Here is a 21067-nt window from a genome sequence, read left to right as displayed (position 1 = left end):
TAAGGGGAGATGCCAATTAAATTTTAAAACGGCCAACCAATTCAGACATTTGCTTCGCCATTTTCGCCAGGTTTACACTGTTGGCGGTAATACGGCTGGAGCTTTCAGCAGTGCTTTGAGCCACCCCCGAAACGCTATCGATATTCACTTCAATTTGCTGAGTGGCTGCACTTTGCTGTTCTGAGGCAGCTGCGATCTGATTGGTACGGTCGCGAATTTCACCTACATAATTAGTAATTTCTTCCAGTGCATCGGTCGCTTCACTCGCACGAGTAACAGAGGCATCCGCTTGGCTGGTGCCAGCGGTCATCATTTCTACCGCTTCGGCCGAGCCCGTTTGCAAACGCTCAATCATTTCCTGAATTTCGGTGGTGGAGCTTTGTGTGCGAGAGGCGAGGGTACGTACTTCATCGGCAACCACAGCAAACCCACGGCCCTGCTCACCGGCCCGCGCCGCTTCAATGGCAGCATTCAATGCCAGCAGGTTCGTTTGTTCGGCGATGCCGCGAATCACATCCAGTACAGTTCCAATTGCTACCGTTTCCTGGCGCAGGCGATCAATTACCTCAGAGGCGGTTTTAATGTCCGCTGATAAACTTTGGATCTGACTCATAGTGCCCTGCACTATGTCCTTACCACCCATAGCTACCTTGTCCGCCTGCAACGAATTATCGGCAGTCTCAGCCACGCGCTGGGTCACATCAGCCACCACACTGGCCATCTCTTTAATTGCCGTTACGATCTGCTGAATATCCGACTGCTGTGAAGTGATAGAGCGTTCATTTTCCTGCGACAGGTTTGAAAGAATATTCGCACTTTCATCCACCTCAACAGCGGTTTCAGCAACGCTGGAAATAATATCCTGCAGGCGCTCCACGAAGCGGTTAAAATTGGCCGCTAATTCACTGATTTCATCAGTGCCTTCAACGGGCAGACGACGGGTTAAATCCCCTTCACCCTCAGAGATATCGCGCAGTGCTCGCACAACGTTATTAACTGGTTTAACCACACTGGCCTGGACCAAATAGGCCAAAGCAGCCGCGATAACGCTGATAATGATAACCACCCAGATTGCATCGACAACCGCCTCAGAAATAACCGCATCCAGTTCGGCCAAGTCAACGTGCATAGAAATCACACCCACTTGCGAGCCATCCGACTGAATGGTTTCGGTAATAACCATCGCGTTTTCAAGCTCCACAATACCTTCACCGTTGGGCCGCGACGGTAGATTAGCAGGCATGCCCTCGCCTGAGCGTGAAAACCAGGCAAAGGGTTTATTGTTGGTATAAATAACCGCACCTAAAACACGATCGCTAATTTTTAACGCTTGCAGCGATGCAGTGACGGTCATGTCATCTTCAAAGGTAATGGCGCCTACACTGGCCTCACCCAGTACATCCGCGAGAGTGCGGGTATCTTTAATGATGGTTTCTTCGACGGTGGCGATACCTGAGCGTACGGTCACAAACGTTGTAACCACTACCGCGGCTATACAAGTCAGGGTGACACTGAGCAGGATTTTCCACTTAAGCGATAAATTTTTCACAGCGGCCTCTTAAATTTTCTATGGCTGATGATTTCTTACTCCGATAACGATCACAATTCGGGCAAAAGCTGACATCAGCTAATTTTTATATCAGTAGTATAATGCGCCAATCCGCATTTTCCGAGAGCCTTCCTGGCTTGGTTTACAAGTAATTTGCTATATCAGAATTTGAAACACGGAAAATTATATATAAACCGTCGTTTGGCGTGCGACGGCCATCCCTTTCATGATGGGTTTCGGCCACTGTGGCGCTTTCTTTACTTTTATCGTTATTACTTACATAAAAAATAAATGAACCCCGCCAAGGGTTCATTTATTTATGGGTTGAACCCATCAAAACTTCCAGGCGACTCGGGCAAACAGACGCACATCATCGTCATCGCCCACCGTGTCTTTGTTGTCCAAAGGCGCGGCAGCGGTGGCGCTCAGGTGCCAATGCCTGCTGTTAAAGCGCGCACCCAGGCCCGCACCGGACAGCTCGCGGTCGTCGTCGGTAATACCCTCCCAGGGGGTTTTGTTGATCATTACCCGGCCGTAATCCGCTAAACCAAACACCTGCCACTGGCTATTGAGGCTGTAGCGCAACTCCAGGTTGGCAATGTAGCCCTCATCCCCTGTGGCTTCACCCTGAGCGTAGGCGCGCACGCCGTAGGCTCCCCCCAGGCTGATTTTCTCTGAGGAGTCGAGGTTTTTATCCGCAAACTGACCGTGGATTTGCCCGTGCAAACTCCAATTACCACCGAGGTTTTGCAAACGCATAATCGAGGGCATCCAGCGCTCAAAATCACCGGCGGTTTGCGCGGTGACCGAGTCGATGACTTGGTCGAGGTAGGAGTTAAGGGTTAACTCACCCCAGGTATAAGCCAGCGCCCACTGAGTCACACCGCCGCCCAGGAACTGATCGCGCCAGTCGCCGTTCAGCGTCAGGGTGTAAAGCTCAGATTCTTTTTGGCTGTCCGAACCAAAGGCGTCGATTTCATCCTGCAGCTCTTTGCTGTCGTACTGAAGCTGTACGTTGAGGTTCAGTTCGCGCGTGCGGATTAAGGATTGATCGGCAAACACGGTGGTGATCTGCGCGTTCCCGGTGGCGTCCAGCTCTTCAAAGTTGCCACCCAGCTCGTAGTCCATATCTGAGTAGGCGGCACCAATGTTGGTGGCCCAGGGGCCTACCGGCATTTGGTACTGCGCGCGGAAGAACACCTGCTCTTCATCGCTGCCCAGGGCGCGAAGGTCGAAGCGATCCCCAAGCCCGAGGGGGCTGTTGACCTGCAAGCTACCGCCCAAACGGTACTCGCCGATGGATTCGTTGCCGTAGTTATCCAGCTCGACGGTGCCGTTCACCCACGGCCCCTGTGCCACATCCACTTTTAAGTCGCTGGTGCCCACTTCTTCACCGGGCACCAGGGTCGTGTTAACAGCAAGGCCGGGCAGGTCTGACAAGCGCAGCAGTGGGGTTTCCAGAGTGTCGGCGGTCAGCATGGTGTCCGCCTCCAGTGAGCGGAAGGGGCGCTTGACCACAAAATCTGCGGTGTGTGAGCTGTTGCTTAAATCGACTTTACCCAGGCGACCTTCCAACACATCAATGGTAACGGTTCCGTTACTGACGTCCTGCTGCGGTAAATAAGCGCGGGCGAGAAAATACCCGCGCTCGCGGTAATAGGTAGTGATTTTTGCGGCCTGCTCACGCAGCTGGCCGAGGGTGAGCGATTGCCCCTGCTGCCCCTCCACCAACGCCAGCAGCTCGGCACTCTCAATGGCGCGATTACCGGTGATGACAAAGCGCTCTACCGACACGCTAGGGCCACCCTCGTCGCTGGCCGAGGCGGGCGTTTGTTCGGGAAGCTCTACCTCCAGGGTGCTGCTTTGCACCTCGGGCGCGGGTTCGGTTTCTAACTCGCGGATAAAGGTACCGGCATTAGGCACCACTTGGGCCAATACCTGCGCACTGGCCAGCGTCCCTGCCAAGGTAAGCATTGAAACTGAGCTGATCCGTTTTACCGTCATGGAAATGCCTTGTGTTGTTTTACTGGTCAATGTGCTATCGGTAATTGTGTTACTGATCATTGTTTTGCTCCCCGTCGTTGCGCGGCTGATCGGGGGTTATTTCGGCGCGGCGGTTCAATGCCCGTCCCTCAAGGGTGCTGTTGTCTCCAATCGGGTGCCGCCAATCAAACCCTTTAGTGCCCAATCGACCGGGATCGATACCCAGCTCAATCAAATAGTTATACACCGCCATAGCACGCTGGCGTGCCAACTTCTGGTTAAGCAACAAAGGGCCAGTTTTGGAGGTATGCCCCTCAATCAGTAGGGTTAAGTCGGGATAATTCGCTAACTTGTTCACGAACGCCTGTAGCATGTCGGCATACATGGGTTCGATCTCAGCGCTGTTGATCGCGAACAAAACCGCGCGCGGCATGGGTAAGCCGATATCCATCAACTCTTGTTCGTTCATGCGAGTGCCGCCGCTCATGACGCCAAGAGAAATCTCATCCTGCGCACCATCGAGCAAGGCGCGACCTTCATAGATGTTGGCACGATCTTCACGGCCTAAGGATTCACGAGCAGGCAGCTGGGTGCTGGTCAAACCATCGCCATAGCCCGTACCCGGGTTTGAGCTCAGTAACGTCAAAACGCCATCCACAAAGCTGACGGTGTAGTTATTACTCGCCAGAGTGGCGATGGGCGTCAGGGTGTAGTCACCGGGGATCGGCAGGGTTAAATCCGTTTCCACGGTCAAGCTATTGCCAAACACGTCTTGTTCGGTATCGCCATTGGTTAAGCCGTCGATTAAGGTTGGAAACTCATCCGGTAATAAATCCCAATAGGTTTCTACATCTTCAGCTGTGACCGTTAGTTGGGCCGGGGTAATCTGCAGCGCACCATTCGTCACGCTCAGGGCGTAGTTGTCGGATTGAACATCGCCGCTCACCGTTGGGGTAATGGTGTAAACACCCACATCGGAGCCCTCAGCCCGTTGCAGCGCCACGGTCATGGTGTCATCGAACGCGAGATTGCCAGTTTGTGTGTAGGTGAGCTCCGGGTCCTGCTGGCCGTAAATTTTCGCCAGGTCATCGGCGCTGATGATAATGGGCCGCGGGTTAATCGTGAGCATGCCGTCGTTTAACGTAACCGCGTAGTTGTCACTGGCTACAGCACCACTCAGTTCGCCGTTAATGGCATAACCACCTACGTTTTCACCCTCAGCGCGGCTAAGGGTACCCTGCAGAGTTTCACCGGGGGCGAGGCTGCCTTCAGTCACAGCCCAGGTCAGTTCCGGGTCATCATCGCCGTAAATTTTTTCCAATTCGCTGATGCTGATGGTAACGGCGCGCGGCGTAATGGTGAACAAACCATCGCTAAAGGTGACGCTGTAATTATCGCCTGCGGCATCGCCACTCACCTCACCGGTAATGGCGTAATCGCCAACGTTTTCACCGGCCTCGCGCGTGAGCGACACCGCCAGCGTATCTCCGCTTACCGCCGAACCATTAACAGAGTAGGTGAGCTCTGGGTCCAACTCGCCGTAGACTTTGCTTAAATCATCAATACTGATGGTGATAGCGCGTGGTGTAATGGTAAACACGCCTTCGTTAAGGGTCACGATGTAATTAGATGAAGCAAGGTCACCGGTGATGTTGCCGTGGATATCGTAGGTGCCGACATTTTCACCTGGGTCACGGTACAAAGAGCCGGTCAGAGTATCCCCCTCACCCAATGAGCCCGAAGTAACTCGCCAACTAAAATTAGGGTCGGCATCGCCGTACTCTTTACTGGCATCATCAATGGTTACCGTAACGCTCACCACCGCCTGATCGATAGTGAGCACACCGTCGGTGACAACTATGTCGTAACCGCTTTGGTTGGACCAAAGCTCAGTTGGAGTAATGCTGTAAGTGCCGGCATCCACCGCACCCTGGGAATCACCTGTGTATTCCAGATCGGCGCTGTTGATATCATCCGAGCTGTAAGGTGTGCCGTTCTCACCAAACACAGAAACAAACTCGGCGTAGCTATTGCCGTAACGAACACCGGCACCGGTAGTGGCGTTGATATCGTGAAGACCATCGTAGGGATTGCCGTCGTAGACTTTGTAATCGTCGTAAGCAATGACATCGATTTCGGTTAAGAAGGAGCGCAACAGCGGAGCGCTGTGACCTTCGTAGATACGCCACACTGAACCTGTGCCGCCCTCGGCGTCAATGTCTGCCCCCCAAGCGGCGAATGATGTAGGCTCTGTAAACTCGGTTAACGTCAAACCTGCACTCTCAGCGTCGACGGTACCTGTATTTGAGCCAAACCCACTGGCGTTTGCGCTGTTCCAGAAGCTAGTGGTGATGTTTGCACTGTTGGTACCGACTAAACCACCAACATCAGTGCCCCCGGTCACACTACCTATGGCATAGCTGTTACTTAGCGTGCCCGAGAAGTACAAACCTGCCAACCCACCGGCGCTGCCGGTGGCCGCGGTTACATTGGCAACGGAGTAGCTATTGCTGATATCTGAATTGCTGTCGCCAATGACCCCGCCAACACGGTTATCGCCATTAATTGTCCCAGTCACAAAACTGTTACTGATGCTACTGCCGGCAAAACTCCAACCAACTAAACCGCCTACGACATCACCGCCAGTAATATCGGCGTTGACCAAACCCACATTCTGTATTTGACCGGTAGTGTCCATCAGACCGATCAACCCAACCAAAAACTGATCAGGCCGGTTGATGGTCAGATCATTCACAACAAGGTTCTGCCCATTAACAGAACCCTGAAAATTCACAGAGTTATTGGCGATAGGTGCAAAACCACGGCCGCCCCATACATCGGAATAATCACCGCTATTACCGGCTGCCACACTGACGGCCGTAGCCGAGGCGTCGATGTCGGACATCAGGGAGTAACTGGCCCCCATATCGGCAGCCATACCCTGCAAGTCGTAAAGGTTATGGATTTCGCCGCCGCCAGAAAGGAAGGCCCGCAGCATAGGACGGGATGAGCCCTCGGCGATAAACCAGTCGTTGGTAAAATCAAAGCCGGTGTAGGAAGCTTCGTTGTAGGCATCCGGAGCGGCGGCCCAATCGCCATTTACCGCTATTGCGCCATAATCGCCTGTAGAGGAAGCATCATTTTGGCCTGTGGTTTCACTATCCCAATAGTTACCCGTTAGTGATTCAAGAGCGTCATTTAGACCAACTAACCCCCCAGTTGACCCAGGAATGGCAGTAACTTCCCCACTGGCCCAACTACGGCTGATTGAGCCACTAAACAATGTACCAACCAATCCGCCTGCATAATCAGTAAGGGCGTTGACAGCGCCCGTAGCATAGCTATCGGTAATGCTGCCAATATCCATCCATCCAACTAAACCGCCGACACTTCCCGCACCATCTACCGAACCCGTAGCGTAGCTCGTTTGAATCGAACCGAGAGATTGACCTACCAAACCTCCCACGAAAAAGCGAAAGCTAGTAACATCGACTGCAGCGTAGCTTTGCTGAATGGAGCCGCTACCGCCATTAACTCCAGCTAAGTAGCCAACAAGCCCGCCTATTCGATTTGCAGAGCCGGTAACCGAGCCTTCGGCAAAAACATTGCTAAGAATAAGGCTGCCGCTATTGCCCACAGCAGATCCCGCTATACCACCTACAAAGCCTTGACCTTCAACATTAACATTGGTCAAACCTAAGTTTTGGATAGTAGAGGCGGCGCTCTCAATCCTGCCAAACAAGCCCACATAACTTTGGTCGGGCCGGGCGATGGTGAGGCCGTCGATCACAAAACCCTGACCATCGAGATTACCGCTAAATTCACCACCTAAAGTACCCACAGGCGCAAAACCCCGCCCACCCCATACATCAGCATTATCGGTAGAGGCCGTGTCCGAGGCGTCGATATCGTTGAGAAGGGTATAAGTACCTGCTAAGTCAGCAGCCATACCTTGCAGTTGGTAAAGATTGGAGATATTGCCGCCATCCAAAAAGGCGCGCAGCATAGGGCGAGAGCTGCCCTCGGCGATAAACCAATCGGTGGTAAAATCCAAATTTGCGTAGGTGGCTTCACTGTAGGCATCTTCTGCACCACTCCAGTCGCCATTCACTTCTGTTGCGGTAAACGTCGCAGTGTTACTACCAACACCAGTGCTTCCCTGGGTAGAGGTAAAACCATCCCAGTAACTGTCCGATACATCCCCCAAGTTATAATTAAGGCCTACAAGCCCGCCAGTATCGGTTGTACCCGATACAGCGCCTGAGGCGTAGCTATCGGTTATGGTCAACAGGTTTTCACCCACCAACCCGCCGACATAGGTATCGCCTGAGACCGATGCGGTCGAGTACACATGGGTTACAGTTCCAAGGTTTAAACCAACCACACCACCGACTGAACCGACACCGGACACAGAACCTGTAATAAAACTGTGTTCAACCGTACCGTTGTTTTGCCCGGTTAAGCCAGCAACCCTAGCTTGACCGGTGATATTTACGCTCTCCAACCCAAGGTTTGAGACAGTCGACGCGGCGCCAAGATAGCCGAAAAGCCCAACGTAGTTTTCACCCGGCCGGTTGATCGTCAGGCCATCTATCGTATGGCCTTGGCCATCAAAAGTGCCTGAATATTGGACGATATCGTCGCCAATTGGGTTAAAACCCGCACCGCCATTCCAGCCGGCGGTGCCGGAAGCATCAATATCGTTCGTCAAAACGGCATCGGCAGTCGGTGTGGTATCCAGGCCCTGTAACCCATATATATCGGTAATTTGCAGCGTCGCGCCGCCCACACTACCGCCGGTGGCACGGGTAAAGGTGCCGCCGTTAATGACAAAGTCATCAGCCATAAAGGTGGGCAGGGTGGCGGCAATTTGCTCGAAGTTACCTGAATCAAGAGTAAAGGTACCTACATTGATATGACCTTCGGCGCCGGTTGAGATGTCGCCCACTGCGTTGAGGCTGAGCCCGCCACTGGGGGCATGCAGATAATCGTTAAAGGCGATACCGCCGTCGGCGTCCAGAGTCAAAGTGTTGCTACTCGCCCAGACAATAGGGTCAACCACTGTGATATCACCGGCGCCACCGCCAGCGTCGGCAGTTTCCAGAATCACGTTGCCGGATTCCAGGGCGTTTTGCAGCGCCTGGGTGTGAGTGTGGCTGACATCGTCATCGGCGCCCATAGCATCGTAGCTGATCTCTAGGTCCGTAGGATCAAGCAGCCAGGTGCCAGCCGCGCCATTGGCGCTGGCGGTGTTTATCTGGGCATCGGCGCCAACTTTGACAATAGCGCCGGAGGTGTCAATAAAGCCGCCATCACCCTCGGTGGGTGCGCTGGCATCCAGAGTGCCCGAGACGCGCACGATGCCACCGGTCTCTGGCGTCATACCGCCCAGCAGCATGATTTTGCCGTCTTTTTCTTGCAGGGTTTGCGCTTCAATTACGCCAGTGTTGTTGACCACGGTTTGCAGTAGGGCATCGCTGGCATGAGCGGTCATCAATACCTGACCGCCGTCAGCTTTTATCAGGCCGTGGTTTTCCGCCAGAGCGCCCAGCGCCGCTTCGTCCACCTGAACGTTCAATAAGCCATCGCCGGCAAAATCCAGTGTCACTTGCTGACCCGCCGCCAGGGCGACGTTGCCAAGCTTGGCTTGAATCACGCCATAGTTACTGACCCGACCACCCAGCAGCGCCACCGCGCCGGTGTCGGCTGCTGTTATCGTTCCGAGGTTAGTGACTGCGGCGGGGGTGTCGCCACCGGCGAAGGTAAAGGTGTTGGTGTCATAGTCGCTGTGGCTAAGATCCAGCGTAGAGGCCACTAAGCTGCCCACGTTTACCTGGGCGTCTTGCCCAAACAGAACACCATTGGCATCCAACACAAACACCCGGCCGTTCGCGTTTAACTGACCATTAATTTGCGTACCGTCCGCGCTTAACACTCGGTTCAACGCCAGAGACTGGCTGTTGGGCTGCAGGAAGTTAACCACCTCATTCACATCGATATCGAAGTTATCCCACACCACGGTAATGTTCTGGCTGTGTTGAGAGATGTCGGTGATATTGCCACTGTGAATAATATTCGCGCTACCGTCGGTAACCACGCCGCCATCGGGACCCGCCACAACCCCCTGACTTATGGCAGCCACTGCCATTGCGAGCGCTAACGGACGAAGCGTTGCGCGCGAGTTTGAGGGCTTAATGACTTGACTTGGGTTGGCTGAGTCAGCGCTCAGTAACGGCTTTTGAAGGCGGTTCATGGTTATCCTCTTATTAGGGCCGTCTATCGGACACCTAGATACGCTTAAAATTAAGGTGTGACTCACATCACAGGAATCAATTGTAACGACTAAAAAAGGGAAGGTAACCCCTATTTGGGGTGCAAATGCCGGGTAAACGTATCCACCGCACTGTCTACGCGGCGCTGCCTTTCACCGATATTTTGATTCGGGTCGGTAAATATCTCGATGGCACCCCGCCATTGTGTGCGTAAACTACCAGGTGATAATAAGCGCAGAACCAATGTACCCGCATCATATTCACCGCTACCCGACAAAGAAGGGGCGATATCAAACTTTTCCACCAGCTCTCGCTCAGTAATGGGATTCCCGAGAATGATCGCGGCGCTGATCAAATAGTTGGCGCTGTTTTTTGAGGGTGTGATTTGGTACCCCTGGGCACGCATATTCTGTTCAAACCGGTTGCGCAAGTGCTTCAGGGTTTCAGGTTTTATATTATGGTCAGCATCAGCGATAATTTCTGCCTTGCCCAGCCAAGCAAAACTGTCACCTTTCCTGGGCTTAAAGCCGGGTTCACTCACCGAAATAAAAGAGCTGGTATAGGGTGAATCGAGCGGCGTTTGCGTCTGAGAGGTGCAAGCCCCCAGTATTAAAATGCTCAGCGCTAAAAATCCCACGCCTAAAAGGGAAAAACGCCCAGACAGTGATCTGCCAATATCCATATTCCTTCCTTAAGTTTTAATTTTGTTTTTCCGCCCACATAAAAAATTCCCGGTTTCCATCGCCACCGGTTATCGGGCTGTCGAAATAATCCATTAACGTTAACTCTAGTTCGTGGCAACACTCACGTATTTTATTTTCAACATCGTTATAGTAACGCTGATTGCGAACAATACCACCCTTGCCAATACCCTCACGGCCTACCTCAAACTGGGGCTTAACCAAACTTAAAAGCGTCCCCCCGGTTTTTAACAAGGGTACCAGAGAGGGAAGAATAAGCGTTTGCGATATAAATGACACATCCATAACCGCAAGATCAAATCCGCTCGGAGCGTGATCTTCACGAAGGCTTATGGGTAGGGCACGTGCATTGACGCCCTCGTAAAAAATTACCCGATTATCTTCGCGGATTTTTTTTGCCAATTGATCATGGCCAACATCAACCCCAATTACTTTCGAAACTCCAGCTTGCAATAAGCAATCGCTGAAACCGCCAGTTGATTGGCCAACATCCAGTGCAGTCATGCCTTCTACCGAAACTCGGCTCTGAGCCAAAGCACCGGCAAGCTTTAGCCCACCTCGAGATACATACCGATCTTCATCACTGGCGATGACTCGCAGCTCGCAATCGGCAGCAACCTTAAGACTGGGTTTTGTTATGACTTGCCACAACCCAGCCTGGCACTGCTCGACCCTCGCAGCTTTAATCACCCGCTGCGCGTGGGCTCGGCTATCCACTAAGCCGCGGGCGACCAATTCGGCATCCAGACGGTTCACTATTCCACCGTTACCGATTTAGCCAGGTTGCGCGGCTGGTCTACATCCGTGCCTTTAATAATGGCAACGTAATAAGACAACAATTGTAATGGTATAGCGTAAACAATGGGTGCCATCCAGGGATGCGTGTGGGGCAGGTTAATCACGCGCATCGTCTCATCAGACTCAAAGTGCGCATCTTTATCGGCAAACACATACAGTATGCCGCCACGGGCACGCACCTCTTCAACGTTGGACTTGAGTTTTTCCAGCAGTTCGTTGTTGGGGGCGACCACAACAATCGGCATATCTTCATCAATCAACGCCAGAGGGCCGTGTTTTAATTCACCGGCGGCGTAGGCTTCGGCGTGAATGTAAGAAATTTCTTTTAACTTTAACGCGCCTTCCATAGCGATTGGGTATTGGTCGCCACGGCCTAAAAAGAGCGTGTGATGTTTATCGGCGAACTCTTCAGCTAGCTTTTCGATTTCTGGGGCCAGGTGAAGAGTTTGCTCCAACTGTTCCGGCAGGGTTTTTAACGCACCGACCATTTCGGCCAATAACAGCGGATTCATATCATTGTGCTGCCCAAGCGCCAACACCAAAATCCCCAAACCTACCAGCTGGGTGGTAAATGCTTTGGTAGAGGCAACACCAATTTCGACGCCCGCGCGGGTCATAAACGCAAGTTCTGACTCGCGAACCAACGACGACGCCCCTACATTACAAATGGCCAGGGTGGATAAATAACCCATGTGCCTTGCCATGCGCAGTGCCGCCAGCGTATCGGCGGTTTCACCCGACTGGGAAATGGTTACCAACAAACTGCCCGGCAATACCACCGGTTTGCGATAGCGATACTCTGAGGCAATTTCCACCGAGCAGGAGATGCCCGCGAGTGACTCAAACCAGTAACGTGCCACCATGGCCGAGTGGTAGCTGGTGCCACAGGCAACGATTTGCACGTGTTTTACCTTGGAAAACACATCCGCCGCTTGAGTACCAAACGCCTGATCCAATACGTGATCTTCTGCCAGGCGAGACTCCAGCGCATTGCGCACTGCCTGTGGCTGATCGTGGATTTCTTTAAGCATAAAGTGGCGATACTCACCCTTATTGCCAGCATCGTAACTGGCTGTAGACTCTTGCGCAGGGCGGTCAGCCTGATGACCACTGCTGTCTTCAATGTACAGACTGGTCCGACTGATTTCGGCTATGTCACCTTCTTCTAAATAGATAAACTGACGAGTCACCGGCAACAGCGCCAGCGAGTCAGAGGCAACAAAATTCTCACCAATGCCTAAACCTATGACCAATGGGCTGCCTGAGCGCGCCACCACCATTTTGTCTGGGTTATCGCAGTCGATCACCACTGTGCCATAGGCACCGCGCAACTGCTTTACCGCCACTCGCACAGCCGACATTAACGTATCTTTTTGCTGTAGCTCACGATGCACTAAGTGAGCGATGACTTCGGTATCCGTTTGCGATTCAAACTCATAGCCATCCGCTTGCAAGCTCTTTTTAAGCTCGGCGTGATTTTCGATAATGCCGTTGTGCACCACGGCAATTCGCTCGCGACTGATGTGTGGATGCGCATTTTTCTCTGAAGGCTCACCGTGAGTCGCCCAACGGGTGTGGGCGATACCTAAGCCGCCCGCCAGGGGCTCTAGCATTGCGTCAGACAACGCCTGCACCTTACCTAAACGGCGCACGCGCTGTAATTGGCCCGGCTCTTTCACCACCGTTAGGCCCGCCGAATCGTAACCGCGGTATTCCAAACGTTTTAAACCTTCAATTAAAATTTGTGCCACATCGCGCTGGGCAATGGCGCCCACTATTCCACACATAATATTGTCCTTAGTTTTGGAAAGCCGAGAATGATCGCTTTCCTGTTAAATCAGTTTTGGCGCACAGAGAACCTGTACACCGTATTGTTCAATTCTGTGTTGTTGCTCGGGGCTTATACCTTCATCGGTAATTAACCGATCCACCGTCGACCAGGGAAGCTCAAGGTTATGCATTTTCCGACCGAGCTTTTCTGATTCCGCCATAACAATAACTTCACGTGCTACTTCGGCCATTACCCGGCTTAACCCGTAAAGCTCATTAAATGTCGTCGTACCTCGCTCAACATCAAGACCATCGGCACCGATAAACAGCTGATCAAAATCATACGAGCGCAGCATCTGTTCGGCCAATTGCCCCTGAAACGCTTCAGAGCGGGCATCCCAGGTTCCTCCAGGCATGAGTAAAGTGGGTTCGTTTTCCAGCTCAAGCAGGGTTTGAGCGATACCTAATGAGTTGGTCATCACCACCAAACCATGCAAGCTTCCAAGCTCCGGTAACAATGCGGCCGTGGTGTTACCACTATCAATAATAATTCGGTGGTGGTCGCGAATTTGTTGTGCGGCCAAACGCGCAATTTGCTGCTTAACCGGCGATAAAACCGCGCTATCGCGCAGTAAATCTTGGGGTAGGGGAACGGCACCGCCATGGCGGCGCAGTAACAGGCCGTTGCTTTCCAGGGCGGTTAGATCTTTGCGAATAGTGACTTCAGAGGTTTGAAACTCTTGTGCCAGGGCCTCAACAACCACTTCGCCCGACTCGTCCAAACGATCGAGAATTTGGCGTCGGCGCCACTGTGTATTTCGTTTCGCCATATAGGAACGACTTTAAGTTTCGAAGCGAAACAAATTGTAGCAAAACGAAAGAAAACAACCAAGCTGGAAGAAGGGGCCTGTGGCCCCTACGGGTTACTCTTTTCCACTGAGAGAGATTGTGACTGTCTCAGCTTCAGCACTCAAAATAAGCGACTGATACAAAGCTTGCACCTGAGATTTATCCGTTGCCGCAATCGCCGCGGTGAGCTTTTCGCGACTATCAAACTGATTGTTCCCACGATAGAAATCGTTGAGAAAACGCGGGTAATCGTCAAAGAAGTTGCCCGGGGGTTGATTGATCTGCGCAATCACACTGTCGCGCAGTGTCTCAAACACCGATGGCTCGATAGCGGCCAACTGCTCGGGGTAGGCGTTTACAAACTCGGTGAAACGCTGTGTTAAATCTGCAAGCTCCGTGTTGGTGGTTTGCGCGTAGAGAATAAACCCCCAATAGTCTCCAATGCGGTCAATGCTGGAACCTACGATATACCCCACTTGATCTTCGGTACGCAGTTTATTGTAAAAAGCCTGATGAAATACGGAATTTAACAGAAGCAGTTGCGCCCCTGTATTCAACTCATCCACCGGTGAGTAGTAGGCCCGCAGCAACGCATTATCCGAGTGCAGTGTGGTGCTTGAGAGGTTTTGCTCTTGCCCAACTTCGGGCGTGTGATAACGGCCGAGGTATCGATCGCGTTTTTGCCATGCATCAGGTAGTTGCGATTCGGTAATAGCAACAAACTCATTAACCATTGCCTCGTTATAATTACCAAAAGCAAAGAGTCGAATGCGGTTTTTACTTAACAGTTCTTTTTGGTACTGGTTTATTTTATCCAGAGTGATCGCTTCACTGGCCTCGCGCAGCTCGGCATCTGTCCAACTGGGCGTGGACATAAGTCGATCCAGCTCAGTAAATAGCTGGCGATTAGGGTCTGCTTTAGCCCGTCCATCCAGCCAATCACGATAACCTTCCATCGCGATGGTAAAATCTTGTGGCTCAACCTCCATTTCCACCCAGCGCTTGAGTAAACGTTCATACAATAACGGGTGTTTTTCACTGTACCCAGACAACGTCAGGGCGTGATTGTCTCGAGGCCGTTCTATACCGATGCCAATACCGGCGCGGCCCGCTTTATCGCGCAAAGCGGTGGTTTGCAGTGAGAATATTCGATTAATCAAATCACTCATGACACGATTTTCCGCGCTCAATTGAGGCAGATCGGTATTGAACATAACCTGCAAGTAACCGTGCTCGGACTGATGGTGCATACTGTGAGCAAGCCACGCCTCAATACCCTTGTCCTCGGTAACGAGCACAGGTTTTTCGATTGTGGGTTCGACGACGGTGGCGTTCACTGAGCTGAAAAGATCATTTTCTTCAGGAAGCTCCAACTTCATAGCAGATGCCTTTTTCTGCCATTTATCGAGTTCTTCTTTAGTGAATTTTTTCGTTTTGTATTGCCCGGCATAAAAAGGAATATCCGTATCAACCTCTGCCTGTGGATGAATATGCCAGATACGAGCATTCTGAGGCCTTAACTGTTGTAAAACCTGATTAATGGCCTCGGGATCAAACTTTTCGTAAACATAATGCAAATCAATCAGATGCTCGACAGGTGTCTCAAACATCGAGCTCGAAAAACCAATGGCTTGGTTCAGCGGGTTTGGCATCTGCAAATCCGCAAACTGTTTTTCTACCATCGCTTTGTATTCGCGAAAGTAACTTTCATCGACACCATTGCGACTGATTTCATTTAGGTACGCAAAGACTGTGGCAATAATGTCATCCTGATGAGACAACCCCGACTCGGTAAGCCCGACATTGACCATAAACATACCGTCGGAGCCGTAATAATCGGGGCTAATACTCGCGGTAAAATCATCAACCCAACCTTTCTTGCGCAAAATTTCCGCTGCCGTACCAGGCTCCTCAGAACTGATTAAATTTGCGAGGTAGCGGTTAGGTTTAAACGGCCATTGATCGGTATTATCGTTAAGAGAAAACTCTATCACCAGCTGACGAGTGGGTTTTTGCGGTTGATAAAAAATATGCTGACCTAACACACTTTTCGTCAATCCCTTCTGCTTAACTTGGGGGGCTTCAATGTTATTGTTTTCAATAGTCGAAAAATGTTTTTCCGCAAGTGCTTGCAGCTCGTCCAGAGGCTGCTTACCAAATAACACCAATTTCATGTTGTTCGCGGAATAGTAGCGCTGGTAGAAATTCAGCATGGTTTCGTACAGCGGCATATCCGGCTGATCCACCAGCGTCTCCAGGTTTCCAACACTCATGCGGTACGCTGGGTGCTTAGGGTCTGCCGTAATACCGCGCAAGCGGTTAATAATTCGCCCGTCCTGCTCACGCCCCATAGACCATTCACTGTTGACAGCGTGGCGCTCTTTATCACTGTATTGCCGATCAAAGGTCGGCGCCTTAAAGTAGTCACTGTAACGATCCAGCGCTTCATCAAAAGCGCCTTCGCCGATTTGGAAAAAATAGTTGGTGTGAGTGCTGGCTGTGTACGCATTACTAAAGCCGGCGTTCTGCTGCACAAATGTTTGAAAACTGTTGGGCTCGGGGTACTTTTCGGTACCTAGAAAGAGCATATGTTCCAGGTAGTGGGCGAGGCCGGGTATCTCTTCCGGGTTTTGATAGCTGCCTACGCCAACACTTAGCGACGCGCCTGACACTTCAATGGTTGAGTCAGAGACCAACACGACTTGCAAGGCATTGGGCAACGACAAAACCCGATATTCACGCGTATCGTTCGGGCTTTTACGAATAACATTGTCGCCAGATAGCGGTGCGTTGTTGTTAGGGGGCTGCACATCAGTAGGAGTGCATGCGGCTATAATTGAAATAAAAGACAGTAGCACTGTCTTATAAATCGCTGCACTCTGGAGATTATTAAAAACAGACATACGAGCGTCCTTTTTTCGTTAGCTGAATAAATAGATTAAATACGCACCGAGTAATAGTCGGTAAATCACGAAAGGCTGCATGCCCAACTTTTTGATCAACAGTAAAAACCAGTGAATACACGCATAGGCACTGATGGCCGACAACATGGTGGCAACCAATAGTTTATCGACGGCAATACCTTGTGGCTCTCCGATGAGCTCTACACTTTGCAGTAAAGCGGCTAGGGCAATGACGGGGATACTGAGCAAAAACGAAAAACGGGCGCTGGCTTCTCTTGTTAATCCCAGTAACAAGCCCGCGGTAATCGTAATGCCGGAGCGTGAGGTTCCGGGAATAAGCGCCAGAACTTGAGCCAAAGCAATACCAATAATTTGCTTTACACTCAAATCGTATTCACTGCCGCACAGCGACCTTTCACTCTCTGAACATTGTTTCAGCCGTTTGGAATAGCGCCAATCCGCCCACCCCAAGAGCAAGCCAAAAATAATCAGGCTATACCCCATATACACACCGGAGCGCATCTGGTGCTCAATATAACTTTTTGCCAACAGCCCCGCTAAACCTACCGGTACAGTAGCCCATAGTACCGCCCAGGCCAGACGCGCCTCGCCGCTCTTTTTACCTTGAAAAGTACTTGCACACCAGGCGAGGGTTAAGCCCGCTATATCTTTACGAAAGTAAGCTATGACGGCAAGTAAACTGCCAAAGTGTACAGCGATATCAAACGCTAACCCCTGATCCGGCCACTCGGTAAATATCGGTACCAGTAACAAATGTGCGCTGCTGGAAACCGGCAAAAATTCGGTCAACCCTTGAATTAACGCCAGTATCAGTACTTCAAGCCATTGCAAAATGTATCGCCTACTTTTTCGTCGGGCGCTGCCAGCCAGTAATATTACGCTGCTTGGCCCGCGCAATTGCCAGATCGTCGCTGGCGGTCGTTCGGGTTATAGTGCTGCCTGCACCAACCGTTGTACCTGAGGCAAGTGTCACCGGAGCAACCAATGCAGAGTTTGAACCGATAAATGAATTATCACCAATCTCGGTTTGGAATTTATTCACACCGTCGTAATTGCAGGTGATGGTACCGGCTCCCACATTAACGCCGCTGCCCATAGTACAGTCACCGATGTAGCTTAAGTGGTTCACTTTGCTACCCATGCCAATTACTGACTTTTTCACCTCGACGAAGTTTCCTATCTTCGCGCTTTTTTGCAGTACACTGCCTGGACGAAGCCGAGCGTAAGGACCCACCGTACAATTCTCACTCACTTGAGCGCCGTCAATAATGCTATTGGCTTCAACACAGGTTCCAGCCGCAAGAGAAGAGTTGCGAATAATACAGTTGGGGCCGATCCGCACGCCTTCTCCCAGATGTACCTGGCCTTCAATCAGCACGTTGATATCAATTTCTACATCTTGCTCGAAAGATAATTCGCCACGACAATCAAAACGGGCAGGGTCCACTAACATCAAACCATCTGCCAAAAACTGTTCGGCTTGATGTCTTTGATACGCCCGCTCTAACGCAGCCTGTTGACGGCGATCGTTAATACCTTCTACCTCCCAGGCAAACTCAGGTTGAGCACTATTAATCGACACGCCTGCACCACTGGCTTTAGCGATTATGTCTGTTAAATAGTATTCACCCTGAGCGTTATCGCAGGACAACTCCGGTAGCCATTTTTTTAGCAATCGTACCGGCACGGCCATGATGCCAGTGTTGATTTCGTTAATGTTTCGCTGCTGCTCATCAGCGTCTTTTTCTTCCACAATGGCGATGATATCTCCACTGTCATTCCGTAACATACGGCCGTAGCCTTTGGGATTGGGCAAGTTCACAGTGAGCACGGCGAGTGTATTAGCACCGGTTTTAGCTACCAATGCCTGTAATGTTTGCTGGCGGATCAGCGGAACATCACCGTAAAGAATCAGTGCGACAGCATCGTCCTGTAATTTATCTAGCGCTTGCGCCACGGCGTGGCCTGTCCCTAGCTGTTCAGTTTGCTCTACCGCCACTATTTCATCTGTGTCAAAGCCCGCCATCACATGCTCTTTGCCAAAACCAACAACGACAGTCGGTTTAGTACCTGCCGGAAGTAGGGGGCTTGCGGTATCCACAACATGACGCAGCAAAGGCTTACCAGCTATGGTTTGCATTACTTTGGGTTTACTCGAACGCATGCGGGTGCCTTTGCCCGCTGCCAGTATCACTATTTCCAACATAACTCGCTCTTGGTATTTGTTAGCAGTCACGATAGCGCATAATAGCAACTCAATGATTCGCTGACTGTGCTTTTCTTTTACGCAATAAAAAAGGGTGGCCTAGGCCACCCTTTTAAACGATTACGCGACACGGTTACGAGCGCGTTTTACGTCTTACAGCTTGCAGTGCACGCAGCTGCGCAGAGGCTTCTGCCAACTGGATCGCCGCCTTGGAATAATCGATATTCCCGGCCTGGCTCAGCAGTTTGCTCGCCGCTTCTTTCTTGGCTTCTTCGGCCGCCGCTTCGTCCATATCACCTGCACGTAGTGCAGTGTCTGCCAAAATGGTGACATGGTTGGGCTGAACCTCAAGGAAACCGCCAGAAACGTAGTAAACCTCTTCTTCGCCACCTTGCTTTTTGATACGCACAGGGCCTGGCTCCAGTGCGGTTAGCAATGGGGCGTGGCCGTAGTTAACGCCCAAGTCACCCTGAGAACCAGTGGCAACCAGCATTTCTACCAGACCAGAAAAGATTTCGGTTTCTGCACTGACGATATCGCAGTGGAGTGTCATGGCCATAATCCCGCCTCTTAAGCTTGTGGGATGAACGCGGCTAAGCCGCGCTCAATCACTTCATTTTCTCAGCTTTCTCGATGGCTTCGTCAATGGTACCTACCATGTAGAAAGCCTGCTCGGGCATGTGGTCGTAATCACCGGCCAAAATGCCCTGGAAACCACGAATGGTTTCTTTCAGAGAAACGTAAGTACCAGGAGAACCGGTAAACACTTCCGCTACGTGGAAAGGCTGAGACAGGAAGCGCTCAATCTTACGGGCGCGGGCAACGGTCTGCTTATCTTCCTCAGACAGTTCATCCATACCCAGAATCGCAATAATGTCTTTCAACTCTTTATAGCGCTGCAATACGGTTTGAACACCACGGGCACAGTCGTAGTGCTCTTGACCAATTACCAGAGGGTCCAGCTGGCGTGAACTTGAGTCCAGTGGGTCAATGGCCGGATAAATACCTTTTGCCGCAATATCACGAGACAGTACAACGGTAGAGTCCAAGTGAGCAAAGGTGGTCGCAGGAGACGGGTCAGTCAAGTCATCCGCGGGAACGTATACGGCCTGTACCGAAGTAATAGAGCCAGTCTTAGTAGAAGTAATACGCTCTTGCAGTACACCCATCTCTTCGGCCAGAGTTGGCTGATAACCTACCGCAGAAGGCATACGACCCAACAGTGCCGATACTTCGGTACCCGCCAGGGTGTAACGGTAGATGTTATCGACGAACAACAGTACGTCTTTACCTTCGTCACGGAATTTCTCGGCCATAGTCAGGCCAGTCAGAGCAACGCGCAAACGGTTACCCGGTGGCTCGTTCATCTGACCGTACACCATGGCAACTTTGTCCAGTACGTTGGACTCTTTCATCTCGTAGTAGAAATCGTTACCTTCACGAGTACGCTCACCCACACCGGCGAATACAGACAAACCGCTGTGCTCTTTGGCGATATTGTTGATCAGCTCCATCATGTTTACGGTTTTACCTACACCGGCACCACCGAACAGACCAACCTTACCACCCTTGGCGAACGGGCAAACCAGGTCGATAACTTTAATACCGGTTTCCAGCAGTTCTTCAGAGGCAGCCAGCTCTTCGTAAGCAGGCGCTTCGCGGTGAATTTTCATCCGCTCTTGCTCGCCGATGGGGCCCGCTTCATCGATGGGGTTACCCAGCACATCCATGATACGACCCAGGGTTTCTTTACCCACAGGTACTTTGATCGCGTCCTTGGTATTTTCTACCGCCAGGCCGCGACGCAAACCTTCAGACGAGCCCAGGGCAATGGTGCGTACCACACCGTCGCCTAATTGCTGCTGCACTTCCAAGGTCAGGTTGTTATCGGTGATGGTCAGTGCGTCATATACCTGAGGCACAGCATCGCGCGGGAATTCCACGTCGATCACGGCGCCGATAATCTGTACGATACGTCCGCTACTCATTTCCGGTTCCTCTTTATTTCAGGCTCA

General features: G+C 51.6%; 12 protein-coding genes. All 12 read right to left on the bottom strand.

The window, feature by feature from the left end; all coding sequences use genetic code 11:
* Window positions 1-16: 16 nt before the first annotated feature.
* On the bottom strand, window positions 17-1549 hold the full coding sequence (locus D568_RS0105695) for a methyl-accepting chemotaxis protein (RefSeq protein ID WP_020208621.1): 1533 nt from the start codon (window positions 1547-1549) through the stop codon (window positions 17-19).
* Between the two features lie 333 nt (window positions 1550-1882).
* Window positions 1883-3613 carry a ShlB/FhaC/HecB family hemolysin secretion/activation protein gene (locus tag D568_RS0105685; protein ID WP_020208619.1) on the bottom strand — a complete coding sequence of 577 codons (1731 nt, stop codon included), beginning with the start codon at window positions 3611-3613 and terminating at the stop codon, window positions 1883-1885.
* Entirely contained in the window at window positions 3603-9785 is a 6183-nt protein-coding gene (locus tag D568_RS20995) for an MBG domain-containing protein (RefSeq protein ID WP_020208618.1), read from the bottom strand. Before D568_RS20995 ends, D568_RS0105685 begins: the two co-directional genes overlap by 11 nt.
* Before the next feature lie 110 nt (window positions 9786-9895).
* Entirely contained in the window at window positions 9896-10486 is a 591-nt protein-coding gene (locus tag D568_RS0105675) for a DUF4136 domain-containing protein (RefSeq protein ID WP_020208617.1), read from the bottom strand.
* Between the two features lie 16 nt (window positions 10487-10502).
* Complete coding sequence (locus tag D568_RS0105670) at window positions 10503-11261, bottom strand: TlyA family RNA methyltransferase (RefSeq protein WP_020208616.1); 759 nt, start codon at window positions 11259-11261, stop codon at window positions 10503-10505.
* Window positions 11261-13090 carry a glutamine--fructose-6-phosphate transaminase (isomerizing) gene (glmS, locus tag D568_RS0105665; protein WP_020208615.1) on the bottom strand — a complete coding sequence of 610 codons (1830 nt, stop codon included), beginning with the start codon at window positions 13088-13090 and terminating at the stop codon, window positions 11261-11263. Before glmS ends, D568_RS0105670 begins: the two co-directional genes overlap by 1 nt.
* A 45-nt stretch (window positions 13091-13135) precedes the next feature.
* On the bottom strand, window positions 13136-13903 hold the full coding sequence (locus D568_RS0105660; protein WP_020208614.1) for a DeoR/GlpR family DNA-binding transcription regulator: 768 nt from the start codon (window positions 13901-13903) through the stop codon (window positions 13136-13138).
* Window positions 13904-13996: 93 nt separating this feature from the next.
* Complete coding sequence (locus tag D568_RS19395) at window positions 13997-16825, bottom strand: insulinase family protein (protein ID WP_020208613.1); 2829 nt, start codon at window positions 16823-16825, stop codon at window positions 13997-13999.
* Between the two features lie 18 nt (window positions 16826-16843).
* Window positions 16844-17677, bottom strand: a complete 834-nt coding sequence (locus tag D568_RS0105650) for an undecaprenyl-diphosphate phosphatase (protein WP_020208612.1) — start codon at window positions 17675-17677, stop codon at window positions 16844-16846.
* Window positions 17678-17687: 10 nt separating this feature from the next.
* Entirely contained in the window at window positions 17688-19052 is a 1365-nt protein-coding gene (glmU, locus tag D568_RS0105645; RefSeq protein ID WP_020208611.1) for a bifunctional UDP-N-acetylglucosamine diphosphorylase/glucosamine-1-phosphate N-acetyltransferase GlmU, read from the bottom strand.
* A 133-nt stretch (window positions 19053-19185) separates the two neighbouring features.
* Window positions 19186-19611 (bottom strand): F0F1 ATP synthase subunit epsilon, encoded by a 426-nt coding sequence (locus D568_RS0105640; RefSeq protein ID WP_020208610.1) that lies wholly within the window; start codon window positions 19609-19611, stop codon window positions 19186-19188.
* Between the two features lie 49 nt (window positions 19612-19660).
* Window positions 19661-21040 (bottom strand): F0F1 ATP synthase subunit beta, encoded by a 1380-nt coding sequence (gene atpD, locus D568_RS0105635; RefSeq protein ID WP_020208609.1) that lies wholly within the window; start codon window positions 21038-21040, stop codon window positions 19661-19663.
* Between the last annotated feature and the right edge of the window lie 27 nt (window positions 21041-21067).

It is taken from the genome of Gilvimarinus chinensis DSM 19667 (assembly GCF_000377745.1).
GTDB lineage: Bacteria > Pseudomonadota > Gammaproteobacteria > Pseudomonadales > Cellvibrionaceae > Gilvimarinus > Gilvimarinus chinensis.
Note: the sequence above shows the minus strand (reverse complement) of the source record. Positions and strands in the feature narration are given on the sequence as shown.